This is a genomic window from Spirulina sp. 06S082, assembly GCF_034932145.1.
Taxonomy (GTDB): domain Bacteria; phylum Cyanobacteriota; class Cyanobacteriia; order Cyanobacteriales; family Spirulinaceae; genus CCY15215.
Map to the genome: position 1 here is coordinate 16,274 of NZ_JAYGHV010000004.1, position 24,362 is coordinate 40,635.

The 24,362-nt window shown below is 43.8% G+C and carries 28 protein-coding genes; 18 read left to right on the forward strand and 10 right to left on the reverse strand.

All coding sequences use genetic code 11. The features are described 5' to 3' along the window. Positions 1–11 precede the first annotated feature (11 nt). The 3 genes from VB714_RS00890 (at position 12) to VB714_RS00900 (ending at position 3,790) form a co-directional block, all read left to right on the forward strand. Positions 12–2,222, forward strand: a complete 2,211-nt coding sequence (locus VB714_RS00890) for a ComEC/Rec2 family competence protein (protein WP_323220226.1) — start codon at positions 12–14, stop codon at positions 2,220–2,222. A 135-nt stretch (positions 2,223–2,357) separates the two neighbouring features. Next, positions 2,358–2,792 carry an NfeD family protein gene (locus tag VB714_RS00895; protein ID WP_323220228.1) on the forward strand — a complete coding sequence of 145 codons (435 nt, stop codon included), beginning with the start codon at positions 2,358–2,360 and terminating at the stop codon, positions 2,790–2,792. Positions 2,793–2,794: 2 nt separating this feature from the next. Then, entirely contained in the window at positions 2,795–3,790 is a 996-nt protein-coding gene (locus VB714_RS00900) for an SPFH domain-containing protein (RefSeq protein ID WP_323220229.1), read from the forward strand. 68 nt (positions 3,791–3,858) lie between these two features. On the opposite strand, the gene VB714_RS00905 is transcribed toward VB714_RS00900, so the two are convergent. Beyond that, positions 3,859–4,245, reverse strand: a complete 387-nt coding sequence (locus tag VB714_RS00905; protein WP_204105680.1) for a Fur family transcriptional regulator — start codon at positions 4,243–4,245, stop codon at positions 3,859–3,861. 168 nt (positions 4,246–4,413) lie between these two features. Between VB714_RS00905 and purS the strand changes: the two genes are divergently transcribed. Beyond that, positions 4,414–4,674 carry a phosphoribosylformylglycinamidine synthase subunit PurS gene (purS, locus tag VB714_RS00910; RefSeq protein WP_323220233.1) on the forward strand — a complete coding sequence of 87 codons (261 nt, stop codon included), beginning with the start codon at positions 4,414–4,416 and terminating at the stop codon, positions 4,672–4,674. Positions 4,675–4,709: 35 nt separating this feature from the next. Here purS and VB714_RS00915 read toward each other — a convergent pair whose 3' ends face one another. From VB714_RS00915 to VB714_RS00925, 3 genes are all read right to left on the reverse strand, one after another. Further along, positions 4,710–5,150 carry a hypothetical protein gene (locus tag VB714_RS00915; protein ID WP_323220235.1) on the reverse strand — a complete coding sequence of 147 codons (441 nt, stop codon included), beginning with the start codon at positions 5,148–5,150 and terminating at the stop codon, positions 4,710–4,712. A 209-nt stretch (positions 5,151–5,359) separates the two neighbouring features. Then, entirely contained in the window at positions 5,360–5,617 is a 258-nt protein-coding gene (locus tag VB714_RS00920; RefSeq protein WP_323220237.1) for a hypothetical protein, read from the reverse strand. A gap of 95 nt (positions 5,618–5,712) precedes the next feature. Further along, positions 5,713–6,471, reverse strand: coding sequence for a hypothetical protein (locus tag VB714_RS00925; RefSeq protein WP_323220239.1), 759 nt, complete (start codon positions 6,469–6,471; stop codon positions 5,713–5,715). Positions 6,472–6,511: 40 nt separating this feature from the next. Here VB714_RS00925 and VB714_RS00930 point away from each other — a divergent pair, with 40 nt between their 5' ends. The 7 genes from VB714_RS00930 to VB714_RS00960 all read left to right on the forward strand — a co-directional run bounded on the left by VB714_RS00930 (position 6,512) and on the right by VB714_RS00960 (position 12,241). Continuing rightward, positions 6,512–6,673 carry a hypothetical protein gene (locus VB714_RS00930; protein WP_323220241.1) on the forward strand — a complete coding sequence of 54 codons (162 nt, stop codon included), beginning with the start codon at positions 6,512–6,514 and terminating at the stop codon, positions 6,671–6,673. A 197-nt stretch (positions 6,674–6,870) separates the two neighbouring features. Next, positions 6,871–8,253 (forward strand): response regulator, encoded by a 1,383-nt coding sequence (locus VB714_RS00935; protein ID WP_323220243.1) that lies wholly within the window; start codon positions 6,871–6,873, stop codon positions 8,251–8,253. A 27-nt stretch (positions 8,254–8,280) separates the two neighbouring features. Continuing rightward, positions 8,281–8,649 carry a 2Fe-2S iron-sulfur cluster-binding protein gene (locus tag VB714_RS00940; RefSeq protein WP_323220245.1) on the forward strand — a complete coding sequence of 123 codons (369 nt, stop codon included), beginning with the start codon at positions 8,281–8,283 and terminating at the stop codon, positions 8,647–8,649. Positions 8,650–8,723: 74 nt separating this feature from the next. After that, positions 8,724–9,575 carry an inositol monophosphatase family protein gene (locus VB714_RS00945; protein WP_323220246.1) on the forward strand — a complete coding sequence of 284 codons (852 nt, stop codon included), beginning with the start codon at positions 8,724–8,726 and terminating at the stop codon, positions 9,573–9,575. Positions 9,576–9,777: 202 nt separating this feature from the next. Beyond that, complete coding sequence (locus VB714_RS00950; RefSeq protein ID WP_323220248.1) at positions 9,778–10,725, forward strand: DnaJ domain-containing protein; 948 nt, start codon at positions 9,778–9,780, stop codon at positions 10,723–10,725. Positions 10,726–10,736: 11 nt separating this feature from the next. After that, complete coding sequence (locus VB714_RS00955; RefSeq protein ID WP_323220250.1) at positions 10,737–11,972, forward strand: ATP phosphoribosyltransferase regulatory subunit; 1,236 nt, start codon at positions 10,737–10,739, stop codon at positions 11,970–11,972. Continuing rightward, positions 11,972–12,241: a glutaredoxin family protein gene (locus VB714_RS00960; RefSeq protein WP_323220252.1), complete on the forward strand. Its 270-nt coding sequence runs from the start codon at positions 11,972–11,974 to the stop codon at positions 12,239–12,241. Before VB714_RS00955 ends, VB714_RS00960 begins: the two co-directional genes overlap by 1 nt. A gap of 39 nt (positions 12,242–12,280) precedes the next feature. Here the strand turns inward: VB714_RS00960 and VB714_RS00965 are convergent, their stop codons facing one another. Both VB714_RS00965 and VB714_RS00970 read right to left on the reverse strand, forming a co-directional pair. Further along, positions 12,281–13,624, reverse strand: a complete 1,344-nt coding sequence (locus tag VB714_RS00965; RefSeq protein ID WP_323220254.1) for a hypothetical protein — start codon at positions 13,622–13,624, stop codon at positions 12,281–12,283. A gap of 4 nt (positions 13,625–13,628) precedes the next feature. Beyond that, positions 13,629–13,994: a zinc ribbon domain-containing protein gene (locus VB714_RS00970; protein ID WP_323220256.1), complete on the reverse strand. Its 366-nt coding sequence runs from the start codon at positions 13,992–13,994 to the stop codon at positions 13,629–13,631. A 235-nt stretch (positions 13,995–14,229) separates the two neighbouring features. Between VB714_RS00970 and VB714_RS00975 the strand changes: the two genes are divergently transcribed. Then, positions 14,230–14,826, forward strand: a complete 597-nt coding sequence (locus tag VB714_RS00975; RefSeq protein ID WP_323220258.1) for a peroxiredoxin — start codon at positions 14,230–14,232, stop codon at positions 14,824–14,826. A 71-nt stretch (positions 14,827–14,897) separates the two neighbouring features. On the opposite strand, the gene nadC is transcribed toward VB714_RS00975, so the two are convergent. The 3 genes from nadC to VB714_RS00990 all read right to left on the reverse strand — a co-directional run bounded on the left by nadC (position 14,898) and on the right by VB714_RS00990 (position 17,808). Continuing rightward, on the reverse strand, positions 14,898–15,752 hold the full coding sequence (gene nadC / locus VB714_RS00980; protein WP_323220293.1) for a carboxylating nicotinate-nucleotide diphosphorylase: 855 nt from the start codon (positions 15,750–15,752) through the stop codon (positions 14,898–14,900). A gap of 56 nt (positions 15,753–15,808) precedes the next feature. Then, positions 15,809–16,816, reverse strand: a complete 1,008-nt coding sequence (locus VB714_RS00985) for an HD-GYP domain-containing protein (protein WP_323220260.1) — start codon at positions 16,814–16,816, stop codon at positions 15,809–15,811. A gap of 107 nt (positions 16,817–16,923) precedes the next feature. Next, a complete protein-coding gene (locus tag VB714_RS00990) occupies positions 16,924–17,808 on the reverse strand; it encodes a tRNA (5-methylaminomethyl-2-thiouridine)(34)-methyltransferase MnmD (RefSeq protein ID WP_323220262.1) in 885 nt (294 codons plus the stop codon). 41 nt (positions 17,809–17,849) lie between these two features. Here VB714_RS00990 and VB714_RS00995 point away from each other — a divergent pair, with 41 nt between their 5' ends. The 5 genes from VB714_RS00995 (at position 17,850) to VB714_RS01015 (ending at position 22,125) form a co-directional block, all read left to right on the forward strand. Further along, a complete protein-coding gene (locus VB714_RS00995) occupies positions 17,850–18,239 on the forward strand; it encodes a hypothetical protein (RefSeq protein ID WP_323220264.1) in 390 nt (129 codons plus the stop codon). Between the two features lie 128 nt (positions 18,240–18,367). Continuing rightward, positions 18,368–19,801 carry an LCP family protein gene (locus VB714_RS01000; RefSeq protein ID WP_416309571.1) on the forward strand — a complete coding sequence of 478 codons (1,434 nt, stop codon included), beginning with the start codon at positions 18,368–18,370 and terminating at the stop codon, positions 19,799–19,801. 65 nt (positions 19,802–19,866) lie between these two features. Beyond that, a complete protein-coding gene (locus tag VB714_RS01005; RefSeq protein ID WP_323220268.1) occupies positions 19,867–20,439 on the forward strand; it encodes a DUF3727 domain-containing protein in 573 nt (190 codons plus the stop codon). 53 nt (positions 20,440–20,492) lie between these two features. Continuing rightward, a complete protein-coding gene (gene mltG / locus VB714_RS01010; protein WP_323220270.1) occupies positions 20,493–21,557 on the forward strand; it encodes an endolytic transglycosylase MltG in 1,065 nt (354 codons plus the stop codon). A 22-nt stretch (positions 21,558–21,579) separates the two neighbouring features. Continuing rightward, complete coding sequence (locus VB714_RS01015) at positions 21,580–22,125, forward strand: YqeG family HAD IIIA-type phosphatase (protein WP_323220272.1); 546 nt, start codon at positions 21,580–21,582, stop codon at positions 22,123–22,125. 200 nt (positions 22,126–22,325) lie between these two features. Here VB714_RS01015 and VB714_RS01020 read toward each other — a convergent pair whose 3' ends face one another. Beyond that, a complete protein-coding gene (locus tag VB714_RS01020; RefSeq protein ID WP_323220274.1) occupies positions 22,326–23,723 on the reverse strand; it encodes a diguanylate cyclase domain-containing protein in 1,398 nt (465 codons plus the stop codon). Positions 23,724–23,978: 255 nt separating this feature from the next. Between VB714_RS01020 and VB714_RS01025 the strand changes: the two genes are divergently transcribed. Beyond that, on the forward strand, positions 23,979–24,302 hold the full coding sequence (locus tag VB714_RS01025; RefSeq protein ID WP_323220276.1) for a hypothetical protein: 324 nt from the start codon (positions 23,979–23,981) through the stop codon (positions 24,300–24,302). The last annotated feature ends 60 nt before the right edge of the window (positions 24,303–24,362 follow it).

Sequence of the window (24,362 nt, forward strand, 5' to 3'; positions counted from 1 at the left end):
AATATATAGCGATGAGTCGTCAGAGTTGGGTAATCTTGTGTATTGCCTATATATTAGGACTATTATCGACAGGGATATGGGCTTCTCCTTTTGAAAAAATAACCTTAATACAAGGGTTGGGATTAGCGAGTATTGAGATTGTTTTAGGGGGAATTATTGGCGCGATCGCCTCTCGTTTTTGGCGTAAAAGTCCCCGTCTTCCGATTTGGATCGTCGCGGGAATTCTCGCAGGATTAGCGATCGCGCATTTTCAATTGCGTCTTCCTCAACCTGCTACTAATGATGTGAGTTTATGGCAGGCAAATTCCCGAGAAGAAGTGACAGTAACGGGACAAATTCGCGATCGCCCCAGTTTCAATCGCGATCAAAAATTACGCTTTATTTTAGCCGTTCAAAAAATCAATGAAGATACTAATATTCAGGGCAAATTATATGCAACTATTTCTCCACCAGAGAACTTAGAATTAGTTCCAAGGCAAACAATTACCATTAAAGGGAGATTATACGAACCCCAAAGGGCAAAAAATCCCGGTGGTTTTGATTTTAAGGCATATCTTGCCCCTCAAGGAGTATTCGCAGGATTGTCGGGGGAACTGCTGGAAGTCTCACCTAAACAACCTTGGGGATGGTGGAAACTGAGACAGCGCATTGTTCGCATTCACAATCAAGGTTTATCGGAACCATTTGGCTCTCTTGTGAGTTCTATGGTGATGGGACGCAGGGCGATCGATCTCCCTTTTGAGATTCAGGATTTGTTTATTCAGGCAGGACTAGCACATATTCTAGCCGCTTCAGGTTTCCATGTTTCCCTGTTATTGGGAGGAGTTTTAGCACTAACTCGGACTTTAGAGGAGAAATATCGTTTTGCGATCGCCCTTGTAATTCTCCTTGCTTATACGGGACTGACGGGGTTGCAACCTCCAGTTTTGCGGGCAGTTTTGATGGGAATTGCCGTGTTATTTGCCATGACAATAGAAAGTAAGGTCAAACCCTTGGGGGCATTGCTTTTGGTGGCAACGCTTCTCCTCTTATGCAATCCTCTCTGGATTTGGAACTTGAGTTTTCAATTGAGCTTTATTGCGACCCTTGGATTAGTGATTAGCGTCCCCGCTATCACTCAACGTTTAGATTGGTTGCCCCCAACCATCGCCACTATTATCGCCATCCCCGTCGCTGCCACAATTTGGACGCTGCCCATCGCCTCCTGCTATTTTAGTTCTCTTGCCACTTATGGTATTTTAGTTAACATTTTCACAACTCACCTCGGTTCTCTCATTATTTTAGGAGGGATGTTAAGTGCTGGAATTGGGTTGATTTTTCCTTGGGCAGGAACCGCGATCGCCTCCCTGCTATTCTATCCAACTCTATTTCTTGTCAATATTGTGCGTTTTTTCATCAATTTACCCAACAGTTCCCAAGCTGTGGGTAACTTAAACATTGTCCAGGTTTTGGCCATCTATGGCATTATTTTAGGGATTTGCTGCTGGAAACCGTTGCAGCAAGGGAAAAGATGGTTGGCAATGGCAGTAATTGCTATTTTAATCGCGATCGCGCCTCTTTTGTATGCTAATGCAACTTTAGTGCGAATGACAATACTTGCAGCAGGACAAGAACAAATTATCGTCATTCAAGATCGAGGAAAAGTAACCCTCATTGATGCTGGAAATACCGATACAGCAAATTATACAGTTTTACCTTTTTTAGCACATGAAGGCATCGATCGCCTCGATTTAGCAGTCTCATTGAAAAATTACCGAGAACTGGGCTGGAAACCAATTTTTGATAAATTAGAAGTGAAAACATTTTTACACGCGATCCCAACCTTTGAAGCAGGAGATGAGGAGACTTTAGCAAAGGGGGTGTATCCCTTTGCAGTCGGACAAGAAGCAACCAATCGCAATCTCAAAATTGTTAGACTGCATCCCGCGATCGCGCAACTGCAATTCGGCGATCGCACTTGGCTGTTACTCTATGCCCCCAACGAGGAAATTTTACCCACAGATTTATCAGCACAAGTGTTGCTATTTATGGGAGATTCAGTCAATGAGAAGGTATTAAGAACATTTGCCGGGGATACCGCGATCGCTTCTTCTTCCTACGTTTCCTCCGATACATTTCAAGGGTTACGGCAAAAACAGATTTATGTCTATGTGACGGGACGACATGGGGCAGTACAATGGAGTCCGCAACGAGGATTTACAACTTTGTTAAATTCCGGTTAAATCCTGAAAAAATGTCAAGTATCTTAACAGTTTGGGAGAGTTGAGGAGAAGAAGGTTAAGATCGTATCATCCCAGAAATAAATAGAGTTTGTTTCTCAAATTTTATTTTCTTTCCTTGCTCTCAAAGACATCCTCATGTTTAATGCCACTCTTCTTTGGCTCATTGCTGGTGTAATTCTCTGTTTAATGGAGTTGCTCTTTCCTACAGCATTTGTCGAGTTTATGATGGGAATTGCTGCATTTGTCGTGGCGCTTATTTCGCTGATACTGCCTCACTCTGGCTTACAAATTGCCCTATGGATGATTTTTTCAACATTATTAGTTCTTCTCTCGCGGCGCATTTTTACCCCCAGACGAAAAAGTGCAACAATTGAAGGCAAAACAGAAGGAGAAACCCTCACCGAAATTCCTGCTGGAGAAACGGGACGCATTTTATATGAAGGTAATTCTTGGCGAGGAAAATGCAGCGAGGAAAGTCTGGCGATCGCCCCCAAACAAAAAGTGTATATTGTCGGAAGAGAGGGCAATACTTTAATCGTCCTCCCGAAATCTTTACTCGAAGGAGAATAACAATGGGACAATTTTTTCTACTTATTATCTTAGCATTTGGCGGTTCTGCCCTTGTAGGATCGGTGAGAATTATTAACGAGAAAAACGAGGCTTTGGTAGAAAGTCTGGGCAGTTTCAAGAAAAAACTCAGTCCTGGTTTAAATTTTGTCGTTCCTTTTGTTGACAAAGTTGTTTATCAGGCAACCACTAGAGAAAAGGTTTTGGATATTCCTCCTCAATCTTGTATTACCAAAGATAACGTTGCTATCAGTGCTGATGCAGTTGTCTATTGGAGAATTATGGACATGGAACGTGCTTATTATCGAATTGAAAATTTGCCCCTAGCCATGGAAAATTTAGTTTTGACCCAAATTCGTTCGGAAATGGGAAAACTAGAACTCGATCAAACATTTACCGCAAGAACTGAAGTTAATGAAACTTTATTGCGAGAACTCGATATTGCCACAGATCCTTGGGGAGTCAAAGTAACGCGGGTGGAACTTCGCAATATTACCCCCTCTAAAGCCGTTCAAGATTCAATGGAATTACAAATGGCGGCAGAACGGAAAAAACGGGCATCAATTTTAACTTCTGAAGGCGAAAGAGATTCAGCAATTAATGAGTCTAAAGGTAAAGCGGAGGCACAAGTTTTAGAGGCAGAAGCGGCTAAAACTGCTGCCATTTTGCAGGCTGAAGCACAACAACAAGCGACGATTTTAAAAGCTAAAGCAGAAGCGGAACAGGAGGTTCTGAAAGCGCAAGCAACAGCAAAGGCATTAGATATTATTGGAGGTAAAATAAAAACCGATCCTCAAGCTAAAGAAGCCTTACAATTTCTCTTAGCACAACACTATTTAGAAATGGGTAAAACTATCGGGAGTAGCGAAAGCAGTAAGGTCATGTTTATGGACCCGCGCAGTATGATTTCCACCTTAGAAGGGGTTCGTTCTGTGATTGGTGAAAATCCTAGCAGTTTGAATTTCGAGTTGGAAAAATTCGATCGCCATTCCGCAGAGTAAAATCTACTAATTTTTCGGATAGGGATGTTAAATACAGGTCTATTAAATTTAACGTCCCTACACAAAATTTAACTTTCTTCTTCCTGACAGAGATCGCACATCCCAAAAAACTCTAGGGTATGATAGTAGACTTTAAAATGATGAGACTGTTGTAATTGTTGCTCTAATTGATGAACGGGACATTGTTCAATGGGAATAGAACGATCGCAATTAACACAAGTTAGATAATGGCGATCGCGTTGAACCAGACTGTAGAGAGATTCACCATTCCCCAAAGTTCGTACTCGTACCACACCCTCTAATTTTAAGGCTTCTAAGGCACGATAAACTGTTGCCAGTCCAATATTGTGCTGACCGTTTCGCAGTTCAATATAAAGGTCTTGTGCGGAAATTGGACGATTTAAGGTTTTGAGAAGATTGAGAATTTTTTCTTGGGAACGAGTACGAGTTTTCATGGGGAAGTCTGGCGATCGCGCTTCAGAGTAAAGCAGTTTCTGGCATTTTTCTCAAAGAATTAGAGCGATCTTTTGGCCTTGGGCTACAATTCTATAATATACTGGATTTTGAGTATTTCAGAAACTAATATTAAGCAACGAATAACACGCAATAAACAATAACTAAAAATGCAGTTCCAAGCAAAAATTTACATCACCTTACGCCCTTCCGTTCTCGATCCCGCAGGAGTCGCGGTACAATCGGGATTAAAACAGTTAGGATATGATACAGTGGAAAGGGTGAGAATTGGGAAATATATCGAACTCAATCTCAGTGCTGAGAATGAAGCAGATGCGGGCAAAAAATTAGACCAAATGTGCGATCGCCTCTTAGCAAACCCCGTTATCGAAAATTATCGTTTTGAGTTAAAAGTATTGGCGATCGCGTGAATTTAGGTCACTAAACACTAATCACTAAAAACTAATCACTGTTTAGCAAGATTACGCTGGCGTAACAAATGAGCTAGAAAATGTGCTTCTCGTTGTGCTGCAAAAAGATCGACGCGATGAGAAGATAAAATCAAAGCACCATTTCCTTTTTGACGAATCTGCGGTATCTTAATCTCTCCATAACTACAAATGCGATCGGGGAACCAATAATGTCCCAATTCTTCACGGAAATGAACGCTATTGATATCCACCCGATCGCCAGTTTCTTTAAACTCTGCGATCGCCGCTTCTAATTCTGCCGATAATTGGTTAATTCGCCTCGCTTGACCCTCCAATTGTTGCAGATCGACGGCAAATGTATCCTGGTTTGCGATCGCCGCTTCGGGAGGTTTGGGGATAGGAAAAGACGATCTTTTTGGCGTTTTATTGCCTCCAGGAAGACAGACTAAATGTTTGCTTTTTGGCGATCGAGTCATGACCTTAAATTAAGTAGAATTAATAATCAAGTGGTATAAGAATACCTTAGTATTATTGTTCGTTTTAGTCAAGTCTTTTTTTGATAATTTATTTTGATAATTTATTTTGACAAATATAAAGGCCTCGATCGCGATCGAGACCTCTATTTCCGAGAAAATACAAGGAAACAACAAAACCTATATTTTGCCATTCCTTTTCCTAGCAAAAGCTAATCAAAATCGCGATCGATACTGCCTTCAAAAACAGGTTCAACACGAATAGCTGCAACATTACTTGGGCGAATGACCATGTATTCTCCTTGAACGTTTTTAATCGGTACGCTAATAAAATTGGTGTCATCTGCCTTGGGCATCAGTTCGCCACTATACCACTTTTGAAACTCTTGAATGGTCGTAAAGCGAACTACTTCGCGATGACCCGAAGTTAGCATAATAAACACTGAATAGGAATCTGGTTTTCTAGCCATAGAAATTTCTCCTTATTTTGGCGCAATATTTTAACGCCCCCTTTGCTAAAAACGAGAAGGCAATCCTTCAATTAAAATATCATCAAGTTGGAGGACTAGAGATTAAATCGCTGTAAAAGCGCCTCTAGTAGAGAAGGAAGAGTTTGACGCACTTCCTCAGCCGTCTTGCATGATAACTGTTGATGGCTCGTTAGGTCAAAAGGAAACTGTCCCTGAAGGCGTTCCATTTGCAGGAGAAGAATTTGCCCCTGACGCTTGCTGTGGAGGGCGTAACCCAGTTCAACGCAAACATTAGAACTCAGAAGAAGTTGGGGTTTATCTTCCCTTGTTGTCGTGGCGATCGCCGTCCCATCAGCGATAAAGAGAAGACTTTTGCGAATTTGCCTTAATTGTCCGCTACTGAGGCGTAGAGGGGCATTTTTGGGGCGTTGGGCGAGTTCTAGACTGAGGGGGATACGTGCCGTTTTATTAACTTTGGCGATCGCCGCTTCTAATACTTCCCGAAACAGTTCGCTAGATTCTTTGTACTCTTGTTGATAGCTGAAGAAAATTTTCGGTTCTAAGAAAGCATTCAGTTCTTGCTTAGTGAGATATATTTCGTGAGACTTTAGATCGAGATTGGCGATCGCATAACCGCCGCTTCCTTCAATATAAAATTCGATCGTTTCTCCCTCAATATAGCGTTCAAACCATTTCGAGGTCGCTATTTCCTCCGTCTCATCCAAAATGTCCGCCCGCAACCCCGACTTAAGCAAACTACTGCGACTTAATCGCAGATCGTGAGGACGTTTGACGATCTCCCGAATGGGTTCGTATTGTTCGATATACCAAGCCTTGAGTGCGACGATCGCCATATTGTCACCCCTATCCCGATCTCCTACATTTGTACTAAGAATGACTCATCATAGCATTGACCTTGAAGAATTTTCGAGTAGGTTTAGGAAAATTCCAGAATTGAGGCGTTGCGATCGCACTCCTAGCATTGAGCCAGTTTTTAGCCAAACCTCGGCGCGATCGGCAAAATATACTGATGCTTCTCAACGAAACAATGCCTGAATTTTGATAATATCGAGGCTACTTTCTTCGATCTTCAGTATATTTCCCCGATCCCTGATAATTATACGGGTTTTCTACACCTGTATTTGCAATATTTCTTTACGTTAAATTGAGTGGAATTATGAAGATTTAGCCCACTTTTGCATTAAAATTTAATTAAATTAAGAAAAAATTATTAAATAACTTGGGGGTGCCTGATGCAAGGTACTATAATTGCCAAAAAATGGCGAAATCAAAATCGCCTCAGAAACGCAGAAATTTCACAATCCACTATTTCCCCTGCTCAAACTCATCAACCGGATTTTAACGAGACAAATTTGGACGAGACAAATTTGGACGAGATAACAGTTGAGGAGAACGAAGATAACCGCTTTAAATCCCAATTAGAACGCCTGCAAAAACAGCATTTTACTGGGCGATTGGATATTGATGTCCAAGGGAAAAAATGGAATTTATACCTATCCTTGGGTCGTTTTGCTTGGGCATCGGGAGGATTGCACGAACAGCGACGCTGGCGGCGACAGTTGATTCGCACGGGGATCGATCAAAGTATTCAAGCGCGGAAAAACGATCGCAACGAGTGTTGGGATTATGGACTATTAACCCTCTTATCTCAAAGAAAACTGATTAATAAAGACCAGCAAATTACGATTTTGCGAGGCACAGTAACAGAAATTTTGTTCGAGATCGTTCAAGCAATTGAATTAGCCACCTTAAGCCAAAATGCGGCGCATAACAATCCCAAGAAGATTAAAAAAGCGCACTCTCAAAACAGCGATGGCATTTTTACTCTAACCCCACGTTTGGGGGTACGCCCTTCCCACGGCGATACGGGGATTTTCCCCAGAGATTGGACCTTAGAAATCGAACTGGCTTGGACAATGGCGGAAAGGGCTTGGGAAAGTTGGGCTAAATCTGGTTTAGCTTTATGTTCGCCCAATTTAGCCCCCGTTCTCAAAAATAGAGAAAAATTGCAAGCCCAAGTCTCACCTAAAATCTACCAACATCTGACTAATCTCATCAACGGGAAGCGAACCTTGCGAGATTTAGCAGTCTTGATGAAACAAGATATTTTAGGGGTAACGCGATCGCTACTCCCCTATATTCGCAACCAGGCCATCGGCTTAGTTGAAATCGAAGATTTTCCCCCTTCTGCGACGACTTCCCAAGGACAAAAAAAGAACCCAGAAACTCCCAAAACCGAAAAAGGCGATCGCGGTGTAGTCTTGTGTATTGACGATAGCCCCCAAGTTTGTCGTTTGATGGAAGTCTTATTAACCAATGCCGGTTATCGTGTCGTCACCGTGCAAGAAGCCATTAAAGCTCTACCTACCTTACTCGAATGTAAACCCGATGCGATTTTTCTCGATCTAATCATGCCCATCGCCAATGGTTATGAAATTTGTACGCAAATTCGCCGTGTCGATCGCTTTAAAGATACTCCTATTGTCATTTTGACCGGAAATGATGGTTTTGTAGACCGAGTGCGGGCAAAAATGGTTGGGGCCACAGATTTCCTCACCAAACCGATCGTGCGCGATCGCGTTTTGGCTGCGGTCGAGAAATATGTTAAAGCATAAGGAACGAAGATTTATTTACAGCATCTTATGAACGAATCCCACGCAATTTCCATTCGCGATCGCGCGACAGGAAAAGAATATAATGCTAGAGTGCCAAGCGATCGCTACATTCTGCAAAGTCTGGAAGACCAAGAAATAGAGCTTCCTTTTTCCTGTCGCAATGGTGCCTGTACCACTTGTGCGGTGCGAGTTCTTTCTGGAGATATCGACCAACCCGAAGCGATCGGACTCTCCCCAGAACTGAAAAAAAAGGGGTATGCGCTATTATGCGTGGGGTATGCGCGATCGGATATTCGCGTAGAAACTCAAGATGAAGATGAAGTTTATGAACTCCAATTTGGCCAATATTTTGCCAGGGGACGAGTCCGCTTTGGTTTCCCCCTAGACGAAGATTAATAGGCTAATTCCTACTCCCTACTCCCTACTCCCTCTTCATGGCATAGTTAGAAGGTACACTTTTTCTAAAATCCATGCAGTCAACTTCCGCCGAACAACTGCAAATTATCCTTGATATTGCCACAGAAGCCGCCCTTGCTGCTGGGGCAGTTTTGCGAGACTGTTGGGGTAAAATCGAGTCCGTTGAAGAAAAAGGACGACCAGGCGATCTCGTCACCGAAGTTGACAAAAAATCAGAAGCCGTTATTCTCAAAATTCTCACTCGCCATTTTCCCGATCATCCAATCCTAGCAGAAGAATCGGGACGCATTGGCGGCGATCGAGAACAATATTTGTGGGCGATCGATCCCCTCGACGGGACGACAAATTATGCCCACGGTTATCCCGCTTCTTCCGTTTCTATTGGTTTATTAATTGATAATATTCCTCACATTGGTGTTGTTTACGATCCCGTCCGCGATCGCCTTTACCAAGCAGCCAAAGGACTCGGGGCAACTTGCAACCGCCGTCCCATCAAAGTCTCCTCCACGACTGATTTACGTCACAGCCTCCTCGTGACGGGCTTCGCTTACGATCGCCACGAAACAACAGATAATAACTACGCCGAGTTTTGCTATTTAACCCATTTAACCCAAGGCGTTCGCCGGGGAGGGTCAGCAGCCTTAGATTTAGCCCTCGTCGCTGGCGGTCATTTGGATGGGTATTGGGAACGCGGTTTGAAACCTTGGGATATTGTTGCTGGTATTGTTCTGGTGGAAGAAGCAGGAGGCCGAGTCACCGCCTATGATGAGAGTCCTTTCGATCTCCAATCCGGTCGCATCTTAGCCACCAACAGCCAGATTCATTCTGCCCTATCGCGATCGCTCTTAGCAACGCCTCCCATTAGCGTTTGGTCTAATTTGGCAGAAATGCAAAAATTGACATGAAGAAAGTATTTTCCAGTAGAGAAAAAAATAGAGATAATAAGAGTAAACCTCTAAAAATTCAGAACAGATAGGACGCACGAACGGGCAAGATGCCCGCACTACCCTAAAGATAGAATACGGTAGTGGGAGCGTCTCGCTCCTTAACCATTTCAGTCCTAATACACAATAACTGCAACTAATTCTATTCCCTATCGAGAAAATTATGCCTTTTAACATTCAACGCGGACTTTTTAAATATGACATCACCGATCACTATGCCATTTTAGGTATTCCTGTGAATACCGAGGCCAAAGCGATTCGCAAACAATATCTCAAACTTGCCCACAGTCTCCACCCCGATAAATTAAGAGAAGCCAGCGATCGCGATCGCAAACAAGCCAATGAGATCTTATCCAAATTAGTTAATCCTGCCTACGAAGCCCTACAGGAAAAAGCCAAGAACCGCACAGAATATCATATCGTCCTCGAACAGACAGGCAAGCGTTTAGCCGCCGAAGGATTACCCAGCCTAGAAACTGAGGGGGCCAAAAAATTGGCTCAAGCAGGTAGCAGCGATGTTGATGCAGCCTATAAGCGAGAGATATCCAACTTAGCCTCAAATCAATATAAGGCGATCGGTCAAGTCCTAGAAAACATCGCCGCCCTGAGTGAATTAAATCTAGTTTACCTGATGCGGAAAGAAGGACAAGGAGTGAGAAAATCAACATCGAGTCAGACAGCAGCTAAACCCTCTTCCCCCAAACAAGGACAAAAACCCAGTCCTTCTGGGGAACCCGTCCCCCAAAGTTCCCCAGTCGATCCCTACACTCGTCGGGCGCGGGAATATCTTGAAAAAGGCAATTATGCCAAATCAATCTTAGAATTGCGGGACGGTCTCAAACTCGATCCCAAAAATAGCGCTTGTCATAGTTTAATGGGATTGGCCTATTTAAAACAAAATCAGGTCAGCATGGCGAAAGTACATATTATGAAAGCCCTGCAATACAACCCCAAAGATGAACTCGGACTCAAAGGCAAAGCTGCCCTCGATCGCCTTGCTGGAAAAACCGGGGGCAAACAACAAAGCACATCAACAGGAAAGGGAAAATCCAGCAAGTCCGATAATAAATCGGGGGGAATGTTTGGGTTATTTGGAGGGAAGAAAAAGTAATTAACAATAACATGATCCACCAACCGCCAGCCGGAACTCGAGATTTACTGCCCCTTGACGTGGCACAAAAACGCTGGATCGCCGATCGCCTGCGCCAAGTTTTCCATCAGTGGGGCTATCAGCGCATTATTACCTCCACCTTAGAACGGATGGATGCACTCACGGCGGGAGGGGCGATCGATCCCGACACGGTGATTCAAATTGAAGATACATCGGAAGGTCGGTTGGGGTTACGACCGGAATTGACAGCTTCCATCGCCAGGGCTGCAGTGACTCGCATGGCTGGAAGTACTTATCCTCAACGTTTATATTACAATGCCAATGTTTTTCGCCGCTTTAAGGGGGGACACCACGGACGGCAAATGGAATTCTATCAAACTGGGGTAGAACTATTACACGCCGCCGGAAGTTTGGCAGATACGGAAATTCTCCTCTTATTGGCAGAGGGTTTGCAATCTTTAGGCATGGCAGAATGGCATATTATTCTAGGAGAAGCGGGATTAACGCGATCGCTTCTCTCGATTTTCCCTGAGTCAATACGAACAACCATTCGCCGTTGTATTGCTAATCTCGATCGCGTCACATTGGAATCCTTGGCACATCCAGACTTATCGGAGGGTTTGCGAGAGAAAGCCTTAATGTTATTCGACCTGCGAGGCAAGCCTGCGGATGTATTACAAACGGTTTCAAGTTGGGATTTGGATACTCGAGGAAAAAGTATTGTTAATGACTTAAAAAATCTCTGCGATCGCTTAGAAAAGAGTTCTACCCATCTTCCTATTGTTCTCGATTTGAGTTTAATTGAAACAATTGATTACTATACCGGCATTGTTTTTGAAGTGGTTTCCGCCCAAAATAATCAATACCGAGTCCTGGGCAAAGGCGGACGCTACGATCGCCTCCTCGAACTCTACCATCCTGAAGGGAAAAGCACGCCTGGAGTGGGTTTTGCGTTGAATTTAGAGGAGTTACACGCTTGTTTGCTTTCTAGCGAGGATTTACCGCGATCGACCCCAGCCAGCGATTTCTTAGTCATTCCCACCAGTCCTCAAGCAGAAATTGCCGCGATCGCCCACGCTCAAACTTTGCGGAATGCAGAACCCTCGGTCAGGGTAGAATTAGATTTGGGAGGACGTTCCCCCGAAGGGATTCGCGAATATGCCAAAAGTTCTCGCATTTCCCGTTTAGTGTGGATCGAAGCGGATGGAACGCCAAATATTGAAATTTTAACAGACAAGACAAAATAATGTACTTAATTCTCTATGCAAAACCCGGCTGTCATTTATGTGAAGGATTACAAGAAAAATTAGAACAATGCCTTCATCAAGAGGATTTTGCTGGGGTAGAATTGGTCGTTCGCGATATCACTACGCGAGAGGATTGGTTTGCAGCCTATCAATACGAAATTCCCGTATTAGCAAGGGAAATAGAGGGAAAAGAGCAGATTTTACCCCGTCCTTCCCCTCGTACTTCCCCGCGTCAATTAGAGAAACTGTTGCGGAAATATGGATTTTGATTTTTCCGTAGGGGTTTGGTCTCCAAACCCTCCCCTTGATTAGTATTTTGTATAAACGGGAGGATTAGCTCGTTTCCCAGGACTAGAAATAATACGGGGGATATTTCGTAAAGACAGTTGTAGATTCTCCAAACCCGACTCTAAAGTATCGCAACGGGCTAATATCTTGGTCATTTGGTCATAAAGTTGCATTTGTTGAGTTTCGAGGGCAGATTGGCGCTCTTTATCTTCTTTACTACCCTGTTGCAGCGTCATTTGTTGCTGAGTTAAATGGGATTGCCAACGTTTACGAATCTGTTGTAATTGTTCGCTTAAATGAGATTGCTGAAACTTGAGTTCTTTTTGTTCTCGATTGAACTCTTGAATATGATTTCCTATAAGTTCTTTTTGTTCTCGACTGAACTCTTGAATACGATTTCCTATAAGTTCTTCTTGTTTTTGTTCTTTCTCACTAGAAACCCGATCGCGCTCGGCGATCGCCCCTTCTAATTTGATATTGTCTTCTCTAAGTTGTTGGATTTGAGTTTGTTGTCTAGCGAGTTGAGATTCGAGGCGATCGCATTTAGCCGTTAATGTTGCTTGTAGCGTTTTCCCTTCTTCCTGTTTGCGATCGAGATGTTCTTGTTGTGCAGTAAGCTGAGAATGTAGGCGATCGCGCTCCTGAGAAATTTGCTGAATTTGTGTCGTTACAGTTTCGATTTGCTGCTGAAACTGCTCTTTTAATCGCTCTACTGCTTGAAATTGAGAGAGTTGTAAAGATGTCCGAGATTGCAGTTCCACCCGTAATAGTTCGATATCTCGCATCTGCTCCGGAAGAAGCATTTGCGAAGATCGATTGCTTGTTTCAGTGCTTGTTTTTTCAACTTCTTCTGCGATCGTAGCGGGGTTAGTGTTTTGTAATTGAGCAAATTGTAATTGCAGTTGCGATCGCTCCTCCTCCGCCCGCGTAAAACGTTGTAAAATCCATTCTAGAACTTCTCTTCCTTCCGGTGGAATGCGCTCTAAAGAAGGAATTGAAGAAGAATTTACAGAAGAAATTGAAGACGGGTTTGGTGCAGGAGAAGAGTAAGATGGAGAAGGAATATTAGCTGCAAATTGTTGCGATCGCACTTGTTCTAATTGAATGCGATTTCTTTCTCCCTCTTGTTGAGCATTATTCAATTGTCTTTGTAACTTCGCAACCTGTTCTTTTTGAGCTTGTTGGGTACTCCACATATAATGCGCCCAAGCCTGGATTTTTTCCAAAGAAGACACCGATATCTGATGTTCTACTCGCAAAGGACCAACAATCGATAAACACGAAGAAGAAAGCTCCCAACCACAAACATGACAGCGCTGAACTTTTCCTTTTACATAAGTCGTTTTACAAACCGGACATTCCATAATTTTAGTTATCAGTTAAACTTAATAGCGTGACGAACAAACTAACTAAAATAACTCCCAAGAAAAGCAATAAACCGCGATTTTGCCTGCACCAGAATTGTAATGCTTTCCAACCTTGTAACGGGGGGACAATATCCTCTTGCCAAGAAGCGCGATCGCAGTACATCGTACAAGTTTTCGCATAGGGACGTTGGGGATAGGTGCAGGTTTCATCTTCGTGATAAACACAGCGATCGCATAAAAAAGATTCTCCTTGAGCTTGATAGAGCGGAATTCCTTGATGTCCGTAGGCTTTCAGAATAACACCGCAATGGGGACATTTTATCGCCTCAGAGGTGACTAAATTTTCGCATTGAGGGCAATTGGGCATAATCCTTCGGCCTAGTAAAGTTTACTAACAAAAAAAGGCTACAAATTTTTTATACAACAGATGTCAGTAGATCGCAAAGTTCAAGTAGCGATCGCCCAAAACTTACCCTCACTGCTTGTAACAGTTCTTAAAGTTTGCTTAAATTAAGCAGTGGGCAATAATTGGGATAACTCTAATATGCCAATTGATTTGTGTTGCTCAAAAATCCCCATCCCTAGGTTAAGGAGTGTCAATCATGGAAGGATGCCTCAGAGTCGGTCAACCCGCCCCAGATTTTACGGCAACTGCCGTTTACGATCAAGAATTTAAAACCTTGAAGCTCGCAGATTATCGCGGTAAATATGTTATTCTTTTCTTTTACCCTTTAGATTTCACTTTTGTTTGTCCCACAGAAATTACGGCTTTTAGCGATCGCTATGAAGATTTTAGCAAAATCGACACAGAAGTTCTCGGGGTTTCTGTCGATAGTGAATTTTCTCACCTAGCTTGGATTCAAACCGATCGCAAGGAAGGGGGAATTGGCGATATTGCCTACCCTCTCGTTTCCGACATCAAAAAAGAAATTAGTACAGCTTACAACGTTCTCGATCCCGATGCAGGGGTTGCATTGCGCGGCCTCTTCATCATTGATAAAGATGGGGTTATTCAGCACGAAACAGTGAATAATCTCTCCTTCGGACGTAGTGTAGACGAAACGCTGCGAACCCTAAAAGCAATTCAATACGTGCAGTCTCACCCTGATGAGGTTTGTCCGGCGGGATGGCAAGAAGGTGATAAAACAATGGTTCCCGATCCGAAAAAGTCGAAAGTTTATTTTTCTGCTGTTTCTTAATTCTGCATTTCGGAATCTTTGGGAGGAGGCGATCGCAATGTCGTCTCCTGTTTTTGGTTATATTTGAGAGTTTAAGCCATCAATTTCATGCTGAGATCGAGCCAAGGCGATCGCGTAATGGGTGCGCTACTGGAAATATAATCAACTCCTGTTTCTGCAATAGGATAAATAGTTTTTAAAGTAATATTTCCTGATGCTTCAATGCGGGTTGCAGGATTGCGATCGCGGATAATTTTGACGGCTTCTCCCATCGTTTCAACGGTCATATTATCGAGCATGATAATATCAGCTTGATACTCTAATGCTTCTCGAACCTCAGAAATGTTACTGGTTTCTACTTCAATCGTTAAAGGATAGGGGAGTGTAGCGCGAACTTGCGCGATCGCTTTACCAATTCCCCCGGCTGCTTGAATGTGATTATCTTTAATCATAGCTGCATCATCGAGTCCCATACGGTGATTTATTGCCCCTCCCACTCCTGTAGCATATTTTTCTAAGAGTCTTAAACCAGGAGTTGTTTTGCGGGTATCGACAAAGCGCGCGGGGAGAGTCGCGATCGCCTCAACATATTGGCGAGTTGCTGAAGCAATTCCACTCAAGCGCATGGTTAAATTTAAGGCCACTCTTTCTCCCATCAGCAAGGCATCAAAAGGACCTTCTAAAGCAGCAATAATGGTTCCCTCTGAGCAGCATTCACCCTCTTTAACCTTAGCGGTAAAACGAACCTCTGGATTGAGTAGATGAAAAATGCGAGCGGCGATCGGTAATCCTGCAATCATTCCCGTTTCTTTCACGATCCAATTTGCTTTACCCCAGGGCATTTCTGAGGTGAGTAAACCTTGAGTTGCGCGATCGCCGCGACCAATATCTTCCAAAAGCCAGCTTTTTAAACTAGGATCGAGAACGATCCAAGGGGGTAATATCATCGCCAAAATTGAACCTAAAATTTTGTCTTGTAATTTTGTTTTGCATCGATACCAGTTTAGAACTTCTTGCCCTCTAAAAAAGCACAAAATTGCGCGACTAATTCTGGATTGCGCCATCCTCGCTCGGCTTCTTCCTCAAGAATTGTGAGAGCATTATCGGCAGAAAGTGGTTTTTTGTGAGGACGCTTACTGGTCAGAGCATCATAAATATCAATGATTTGAAAAACTTGAGCTAACCAAGGAATATTTTCTCCCGCAATTCCATCAGGATAGCCACTCCCATCCCAACGTTCGTGATGATGGCGAATAATCGGTAAAGCTCCTTGTAAATCTCGCACGGGTTGGCAGATTTGTTCTCCAATTAAAACGTGCTGGCGAATAAGTTCTCGTTCTTTCAAGGTTAGGGGAGTAGTTTTGAGAAAAATAGCATCGGGAATCGCGATCGTGCCAATATCGTGAAGATGAGCGGCATTTTTGAGATGTTTAATCTCGAGTTTGGAAAGCTGTAAATGTTCGCCAAACTTTTGTGCTAATTCTATTAGCCGTTCCGAAGGGTTTGTCGTATCGCTGCAACGGCATTCGATCGCCCGCGCGATGGAAAAGAGAACTTGTTTGGAGTGGTTTAAATCTTCATTGAGGCGTTTTTGGTGAATCAGAGATTTAACGCGGACCGAGAGTTCGAGGCGATCGATGGGTTTAGCGAGAAAATCTGTGCCTCCAGCTTCAAGTCCATCAAGACGCAGACGGCGATCGTCTGCGAGAGTCATAAAAAGAATAGGAATGTGAGCAGTTTTTTCGTTTTGTTTAAGTCGCCGACAGACCTCGAGACCATCCATTCCCGACATTAAAACATCAAGCAAAATCAAATCTAGATCGTCCTCAGAAGCGATTTCCAGCGCGATCGCGCCCCCTTCGGCCTCCCTAACCTCATAGCCCTCCAATTGCAGCAAATCCACCGCTAATTGGCGTGTTAGAGCGCGATCGTCTACAACCATTACCTTTGGTCGATCTAGATGATGAATGTTGGCGATCGAATCCTCAATCCCCTCGGAGATAGAAATCACTAGCTTAAAAAGAAACCTATTCCAAGTATGCTGTTGGAAACCCATTTTGAGATCGGTTTTTTCACGGAAATTTTGTTACGTGTCAGAATTCCTAATGGTTTTAAGGATTATTCAGACATTGATTTATTCTGCGTCCAACGTTTTTTCCAACGACTTGTTGGTTCTAGATGACTCATTTCTCGTTCTCGCTCTCGGCGTTGCAGAATTGTAGCCGTAGAATCGTTTAAGTTGGGGTCTCGGTAGGGGATAGCAGCACGGGTGTGTAAATGTTCGCGTTCCTGTGGCGATAATGGTGGTAGATCGTCAGGCATAAAACTGGCAATAGTTCCAGGCGATCGCCGTCCCACTCCTTGAGTTGCACCAAAAGATAAACCAGCCTGAGTTAAAGCGGTTCTCACCGCAGCAGCAGAGGAATAGGTTGCGAGTCTTCCCTTGGGGTGCAAGCATTGGGAAACCTGTGCTAAAAACTCTACTGTCCAGAGTTGGGGACATTTGGGGGGAGAGAAAGGATCGAGGAAAATTGCCTCGGCGCAAAATCCCGATCGCGCAACGCGTTGAATCTGCGATCGCGCATCTCCCACATACAAGTCAGCCTGGATTTGCGGCGATCGCAATTTCTGCGTGTCAGCAAATTCACGGAGAAGGGAGGAAACGTCGCCATGAGGAGAAGAAAAAGAATCTAATAAACCTTGACTGGCCGCTTGTTGGGGGACGGTAACATCGAGTTCTAGGGCAACGAGCTTAATATAGCAAGTGGGATGGGCAGACCAAATCGCCGCGATCGCCGCCGCACTGTTATATCCCAACCCGTAGCAAATATCCAGCAAGTGCAAACAGTCGTTTTCTTTCGCTTTCTGGTATAACTGACAAGGTTCGACATATTTATATTCTGCCTCTTGACGCGCTCCATGAAAAGAATGAAAGCATTCATCAAACAATCCAGAATAGAATGTAAAAGAACCATCATCGGTTAATCGGGGTTGCCAACTCATTTCAATTATCAATTATCGGCCATGAGTCCAGAGAAGTAGAAGTGTCATTAACGATCAGTATGAACGATCCTTTTTACGAAAAACCCTTGCAACGACTGCAAGAATATATTTATCTCATTCCCATTTTTGGCGTATTACCCGCCCTGTGGACCCTAAAGCGCGATCGCGGCACTCCCGAACAACGCAAAATCTGTCGTTTGTCCATTACCCTTGCCCTAGGCTGGTTACTCGCTTATGCCCTTCTCTCCTTTGGAGGCAGTCAAACCTCCGAAATTTTTCGCTTTCGCCTTCTCTTTCTCAATAGCTTAGTAGGTTCGGGCTATTTTCTCACCTGCTTGGCCATAATGATACGCCTATTCCGCCGTCAATCTTTGAGAGTTTCTGGGGCGAGTCAAATCGCTGAAGGAATTGTGCGGAAAACCTTGTCTTGAGCTTGAATATTGTTAAATTCAAGCTCAACAGCGATCGCCAGCAATGTAAAAAATTGCGAAGAGTGCGGTTAAAACCGTAAAGTTAACGAACAGTTTACAATCAAAATCGATCGCTAAACTTTTGCCGCATGAGGAAACCCGTGTCAGTGAAAAGAAAGTCAAAACCGAGCGTTCGTCGCTATTCTCAAAAATCTCCCCAGATCGGGAAAGTCCGAAAACGCAAGATCGAGAAAAAAAATGCGCGTTGGCTGTGGATTTGGTTGGGATTAACCGGAGTCGGCATCATTTCTGCCACAGCCGGGGCAATTTTAGCTGTATCCTTATCGGCAACTCCCCTGCGTCAAGTTCTCCTCAGCCCTGAAGATGCGGCTGTATTTAATCAAAAAAAGGCGATCTCCTCTCAATCCCTGCGCTTCCCCAAACTGACTCGCCCAGTTAATATTCTCATTCTCGGCACGAAAGTGCTTACCTCAGACTTAGAAAATCCCCCCCAAGACAATTTGGGCTATCACGCTTTAGTCGATTCTTTTGAAGGATTGACAGATACAATGCTGCTGGTGCGCTTCGATCCAGACAATTACAAACTCTCCGTCCTTTCCATTCCTCGGGATACTCGCACCACCATCGACGGCTTTGGACAAGTGAAAATCAATGCCGCAAATTATCATGGTGGGGCAGCCCTCACTGCCAAAACTATTAGTAATCTTTTAGAAGGTGTTCCCATCGATCGCTATGTGCGGGTTAATATCCAAGCGGTGGAGAAACTGGTCGATGCTTTGGGTGGAATGACCGTTGATGTTCCCAAAGACATGAAATATACCGATCACAGTCAGCACCTTTACATCAATCTCAAACAAGGGGAACAACACCTCGACGGCGACAAAGCCGTTCAATTCCTGCGTTTCCGCTACGATCGCTATGGGGATATCGGTCGCATTCAACGCCAACAAGCCCTAATGCGGGCGGTAGTAGAACAAACCCTCAGACCTGCTACTCTTTTACGACTTCCCGATGTCATTCAAGTGCTTAAATCTAATATCGACACTAATCTCAGTGTCGAAGAAATTGCCGCCCTCGCGGGATTTGTTTCCCATGCCAACCGACAAGATGTACAAATGTTAATGTTACCGGGGGATTTTAACGGCACCGGGGAAAACGAAGTGAGTTATTGGATTCCCAATAGTCGTCGCATTCGCACGATGGTGGCGCAACATTTCGATCAAGGGTATAGTGAATCCTCTCCGATCCGTAAGGGTACAGTTAAAATTGCTATTCAAGATAGCACGGGCAACCCCGAGGCGATCGCCACTCTCAAGCAGATTTTGCGCGAACAAGGTTACGATAATTTCTTCATCGGACAGTCTTTAACCCATCCTCTCAGGGGAACCCGCATTATCGCCCAAAGAGGCGATCGCAACAGTGCAAGCGAACTTCAGTATGACTTAGCATTAGGGGAAGTTCTCGTCGAAAGTACCGGGGAACTTAACTCGGATATTACCATTCAACTCGGAAGCGATTGGTCTCGATTACAAGAGAATGGCGATCGCTGGACAGATAATTGATAGTTGATAGTTGATAGTTGATAGTTGATAATTGGGAATGAATAATTGGTAATAGATCATTGATAATGCCCTCTTTCCCTAAAAATCGTTCCGATCCGCCTCGTAGTCTTACCCTAACTGACGAAGCCGGACAAAGCCTTTGCTGTTCCATCGAGCATTCTTTTATTGAAGATGGTACGACTTATTTTTTGCTTCTGCCCCTGGATACTCCCATCACTATTATTGCTTGGGAAAGCGATCGCGATGATGCCGAAGCGATTTGGGTAGAGGACAGCGAAGAAATTGCTCGGATTTTTGATGATGCTAAAGCGGTTTTAGCCGAACAAAATCTAACTCTCAACCTAGCGGCTTATACTCTGACCGTAAGCGGAGAATTACCCGAATCTGACGAAGATGATATCCTAACCTTAGAAATTGAGACAGAGACAGACCAGCTAGAATCGGAACAGTTTCAATTTTTGACCCATTTTTATCACGAAGAACAAGAGTACGAAATTTATACACCCCTCGATCCCCTGCTCTTGTTCGCCAGACAAACCCCAAAAGGCAATGTGGAAATCCTTTCTTTGGAAGAACTGCAAAATATTCAACCCCAACTCCAAGAGTTACTCGTTCGCGAACTCGATCGCGAGGATTAAATTCTAGTTATTTTCCCTACTCCTAATTCTCCACTCCCTACTTCCTATAATTTATGAATTTTGGCAGTTTCTCTAAATGGTTTTATACCCTAGCAGTTTTACCGGGGATGATGGTTTTCTGCGCTTGGCACAGTACTCAGTGGTGGTATTGGGCGGTTTCTCCTATTGCTCCTGCGGAAGAAGCGGTTCAGATCGATATTGATGTTCCAGGGGAAACGTCAACTCGACAAATTGGTGCAGATTTAGAAGCAACTGGGGTTATTTCTTCAGCTTGGGCGTGGAATATTTGGGCATTTTGGTTATTATTCCAAGATCGAGACGGGTCATTTAAAAAGGGAACTTATACCCTCTCTCCCTCCCAATCTACTCCCGAAATTGCGGCTATGATTTGGCAGGGAAATGTCCGAGAACAAACTTTTACGATTCCCGAGGGTTGGTCGATCGCGCAAATGGGAAAATATTTTGAGCAACGGGGTTATTTTGCCGCAGAAGCCTTTGTACAAGCCACTCGACAAATTCCTCGCGATCGCTATCCGTGGTTGCCCGAGGGACTCCCTCATCTGGAAGGATTTCTTTATCCCGATACCTACCAACTCCCCAACAGTACGGCACAACCCCAACAGGCGATCGCGTTAATGCTGAATCGCTTTGCAGAAGTAGCCCTTCCGGTTTACCAACAAAACCAACAAGAAACCAGCTTGAGTTTAAAAGATTGGGTGACTTTAGGGAGTTTAGTGGAAAAAGAAGCCGCGATCGCCGCAGAACGTCCTAGAATTGCGGGTGTTTATACTAAGCGACTGAATGAGGGCATTAAATTGGAAGCCGATCCAACGGTAGAGTATGGTTTAGGAATTCAGCAAACTGCCGACCAACCCTTAACTTTTGCTCAAGTGGGAACTCCTAATCCTTATAACACCTATCTCAATCAAGGGATGCCACCTACTCCCATTGCCAGTCCTGGGTTATCCAGTCTGCAAGCTGCCCTCAATCCAGAACCCACAGAATACCTCTTTTTCGTTGCTCGTTACGATGGAACCCATGTTTTTAGCAAAACCGTTGAAGAACACGAAGCCGCTAAAAATGCGATTCGTCAAGCCAGAGAAAGCAATAATCAATAACTAATAATTAATTACTAAATATATGTTTTGGGCAGAATTTTTACAACCGGATTTGGTCTTGGAGAATACCGTTATCGGTTTGACCCCGGAACTTCTCCAGCGCTATCAACTGAAGGGTTTGGTTCTGGATGTGGATGAAACTCTTGTTCCCCTCAAAGAACGAGAAGTTTCTCCAGAAGTTGCTGAATGGGTCGGCCAAATACGCCAAATAGCCTCCTTGTGGCTGGTCAGCAACAATATCAGTGAAACTCGCATTGGCGGTATTGCCAAATCCTTACAACTTCCTTATATCTGTAGTGCTGGGAAACCGTCCCGTCGAAAATTAAGAGCGGCGATCGCCTCAATGGGATTTCCTGCCGATCGCGTGGCAATGGTGGGCGATCGCCTGATTACCGATGCGTTAGCGGGAAACCGCATGGGGATGTTTACCATTCTCGTTGAACCCATGGTCGATCCGGCGATCGCAGCTCGTTCTTATCCTCTGCGAACCCTTGAAGTGCGCTTAACTCAAGGTCTCCTCGGGTTTCCCCTCACGGGCAAGCAACAAAACGTTAGGAAGGATTCATAAATCTTGACCAAGTGAAATATAAAGAAAAGATTACGAAATAAAAGTTAAGGCAATTGTTATGACACCATGACAATTATAGAAACGGGGTCAGCCAATATAAAAGACCTTGAAAGATAAAATAAAACAAGAACGCCAGTCACAGAAAGCAATTTCAGGGCTGGCGTTTTGATTGGGGTAAGGGGATCGGGACATTTAGAATCTTAAAATTTTTCCACAATAACTCTATTTCTTCCTTGTTCCTTGGCTTCATATAATGCTAAATCTGCGACACCAATTAACGCTTCTGGTGAAAATTCCTCAGAAGGAATTGTGGTGACAACACCCAAACTTAAAGTAACATAATCTCCTTCCAGCGATCGCGCATGAGGAATTTTTAAACCTTCTACTGCTTCACGAATACCTTCTGCAATTTCTAAGGCTTTCTCTACTTCAGTCTCCGGCAAAATTGCCGCAAACTCTTCCCCACCATAACGCGCGATCGTATATTCCACACTAGATATTTCTCGTTCTTTGAGAACCTTCGCGATCGCGTTTGCAACGCGTTGTAAACACCCATCTCCTGCTAAATGACCATAGCAATCATTATAGCGCTTAAAATAATCTACATCACATAAAATTAAGGAAAGAACCCCTTTGATTTTCATTAAATTTTGCCAAACACTGGCAATTTCTGTATTAAAATAGCGTCGGTTGGCCACATGGGTTAAGCCATCAAGAAGAGCTAGACGCTTTAATTCCTCATTAGCATTTTGCAAAGCAATTTCTGCACGCACGCGATCGGTAATATCATTAGAGAGTGAAAGCAAACATTCTTGACCGTGAATTGTAATAATTTCTGCTGAAAGTAACGCCGTCCGAATTGCCCCAGATTTCGTGCGAAATTGAAATTCATAGTTGCGAATGACCCCATACATCGTTAAATGCTTGAATAAGTCAATTCGCAAATCGGTTTGAACCCATAAATTCAAATCCTTGGCCGTGTGTCCAATCACCTCATCCCGAGAATATTCTGTTACGTTGCAGAAAGTTTCATTAACATCAATATGGCTGCCATCACTCAATCTAGTAATTGTAATTGAATTAGGATTAGAACGAAAGGCTTTCGCAAACTTTTCTTCAGAAAGACGCAATTCTTTTTCGATACGCTGACGTTCGCAAATTTCTTCCGCTAACAGTGCATTCTGCATCATCAAGAGCTTTAAAGCATTGCGAATATTCAGTTGATTTTCAATGCGAGCAAGAATTTCTGCATCGTGAAAAGGCTTGGTAATATAGTCTCTTCCCCCTACAGAAAAGGCTTTAACTTTATCCCAAACGCGATCGAGACTGCTAATAAAGACAACCGGAACTTCTTGAGTGTTGTAATTCGCTTTGAGTTTTTTGCATAAATCGTAACCATTCAGATCGGGAAGATTGATATCGAGCAAAATCAAATCTAGTTCCGATCGCGCTACCTCGGCCAAGGCTTGAGTCCCTTGCTGTAGGATGCGGACGCGATAACCCTGTTGTCTCAAAAGCGCAGCCAAGCGATCGGCATCATCAAGGCAATTATCGACAATTAAAATATTCTGAGTTGATGCACTAAAGTCGGGATTCATATTTGGGAAAGAAATTGACCACCCACCTAAACTCTATAATCTTAAGTACAGCGATTTCAATCGTGAAATTACTTTGTTGAGAGTATTTAGAAAAATTCCCTTTAACTTGTCCTTCAATCTCCGCCTTTTTTCTGTCCCTGCCAACAGAATTGAGAAAAATTTTGCTGAAATCGTCCGGAAACTGGAATTAAAACCAGAAACATGAGATAGAGAACGGGGCAACCCGGACAGTTAGCAGCTTGGTTAAATCACAAAGTGTATTACTCACCTGTCGGACAAATCCTCAAACGTCGTTACGAGATCCTCCAGCTTTTAAACTCTGGCTCCCTCGGACACACCTATCTGGCTCGAGACCTTGCCCAACCTTCCCGCCCTCGATGTGCGGTTAAACACTACCCCGGCGATCGCGAATCTCCTAACCTCCTCAAAACCAGTCGGCGTACTTTTGTTACCGAAGCCGAGACTTTGAAAAAATTGGGATATCACGCCCAAATTCCGCGCTTTCTGGATTGTTTTGAGGAAAATCAAGGGCTTTATTTGGTACAAGAACTGATTATCGGCCATATTTTCAATACGTAATTAGCACTCCTCGATCGCGAAGTTCCCGAACTTGACCCAAAAGACAAGTCCGGCGAACGG

Excerpts from the sequence above, each read along its gene's own strand:
- VB714_RS00890 (WP_323220226.1), top strand. The coding sequence starts at position 12 with ATGAGTCGTCAGAGTTGGGTAATCTTGTGTATTGCCTATATATTAGGA.
- VB714_RS00895 (WP_323220228.1), top strand. The coding sequence starts at position 2,358 with ATGTTTAATGCCACTCTTCTTTGGCTCATTGCTGGTGTAATTCTCTGT.
- VB714_RS00900 (WP_323220229.1), top strand. The coding sequence starts at position 2,795 with ATGGGACAATTTTTTCTACTTATTATCTTAGCATTTGGCGGTTCTGCC.
- VB714_RS00905 (WP_204105680.1), bottom strand. The coding sequence starts at position 4,245 with ATGAAAACTCGTACTCGTTCCCAAGAAAAAATTCTCAATCTTCTCAAA.
- purS (WP_323220233.1), top strand. The coding sequence starts at position 4,414 with ATGCAGTTCCAAGCAAAAATTTACATCACCTTACGCCCTTCCGTTCTC.
- VB714_RS00915 (WP_323220235.1), bottom strand. The coding sequence starts at position 5,150 with ATGACTCGATCGCCAAAAAGCAAACATTTAGTCTGTCTTCCTGGAGGC.
- VB714_RS00920 (WP_323220237.1), bottom strand. The coding sequence starts at position 5,617 with ATGGCTAGAAAACCAGATTCCTATTCAGTGTTTATTATGCTAACTTCG.
- VB714_RS00925 (WP_323220239.1), bottom strand. The coding sequence starts at position 6,471 with ATGGCGATCGTCGCACTCAAGGCTTGGTATATCGAACAATACGAACCC.
- VB714_RS00930 (WP_323220241.1), top strand. The coding sequence starts at position 6,512 with ATGACTCATCATAGCATTGACCTTGAAGAATTTTCGAGTAGGTTTAGG.
- VB714_RS00935 (WP_323220243.1), top strand. The coding sequence starts at position 6,871 with ATGCAAGGTACTATAATTGCCAAAAAATGGCGAAATCAAAATCGCCTC.
- VB714_RS00940 (WP_323220245.1), top strand. The coding sequence starts at position 8,281 with ATGAACGAATCCCACGCAATTTCCATTCGCGATCGCGCGACAGGAAAA.
- VB714_RS00945 (WP_323220246.1), top strand. The coding sequence starts at position 8,724 with ATGCAGTCAACTTCCGCCGAACAACTGCAAATTATCCTTGATATTGCC.
- VB714_RS00950 (WP_323220248.1), top strand. The coding sequence starts at position 9,778 with ATGCCTTTTAACATTCAACGCGGACTTTTTAAATATGACATCACCGAT.
- VB714_RS00955 (WP_323220250.1), top strand. The coding sequence starts at position 10,737 with ATGATCCACCAACCGCCAGCCGGAACTCGAGATTTACTGCCCCTTGAC.
- VB714_RS00960 (WP_323220252.1), top strand. The coding sequence starts at position 11,972 with ATGTACTTAATTCTCTATGCAAAACCCGGCTGTCATTTATGTGAAGGA.
- VB714_RS00965 (WP_323220254.1), bottom strand. The coding sequence starts at position 13,624 with ATGGAATGTCCGGTTTGTAAAACGACTTATGTAAAAGGAAAAGTTCAG.
- VB714_RS00970 (WP_323220256.1), bottom strand. The coding sequence starts at position 13,994 with ATGCCCAATTGCCCTCAATGCGAAAATTTAGTCACCTCTGAGGCGATA.
- VB714_RS00975 (WP_323220258.1), top strand. The coding sequence starts at position 14,230 with ATGGAAGGATGCCTCAGAGTCGGTCAACCCGCCCCAGATTTTACGGCA.
- nadC (WP_323220293.1), bottom strand. The coding sequence starts at position 15,752 with ATGATATTACCCCCTTGGATCGTTCTCGATCCTAGTTTAAAAAGCTGG.
- VB714_RS00990 (WP_323220262.1), bottom strand. The coding sequence starts at position 17,808 with ATGAGTTGGCAACCCCGATTAACCGATGATGGTTCTTTTACATTCTAT.
- VB714_RS01000 (WP_416309571.1), top strand. The coding sequence starts at position 18,368 with ATGAGGAAACCCGTGTCAGTGAAAAGAAAGTCAAAACCGAGCGTTCGT.
- VB714_RS01005 (WP_323220268.1), top strand. The coding sequence starts at position 19,867 with ATGCCCTCTTTCCCTAAAAATCGTTCCGATCCGCCTCGTAGTCTTACC.
- mltG (WP_323220270.1), top strand. The coding sequence starts at position 20,493 with ATGAATTTTGGCAGTTTCTCTAAATGGTTTTATACCCTAGCAGTTTTA.
- VB714_RS01015 (WP_323220272.1), top strand. The coding sequence starts at position 21,580 with ATGTTTTGGGCAGAATTTTTACAACCGGATTTGGTCTTGGAGAATACC.
- VB714_RS01020 (WP_323220274.1), bottom strand. The coding sequence starts at position 23,723 with ATGAATCCCGACTTTAGTGCATCAACTCAGAATATTTTAATTGTCGAT.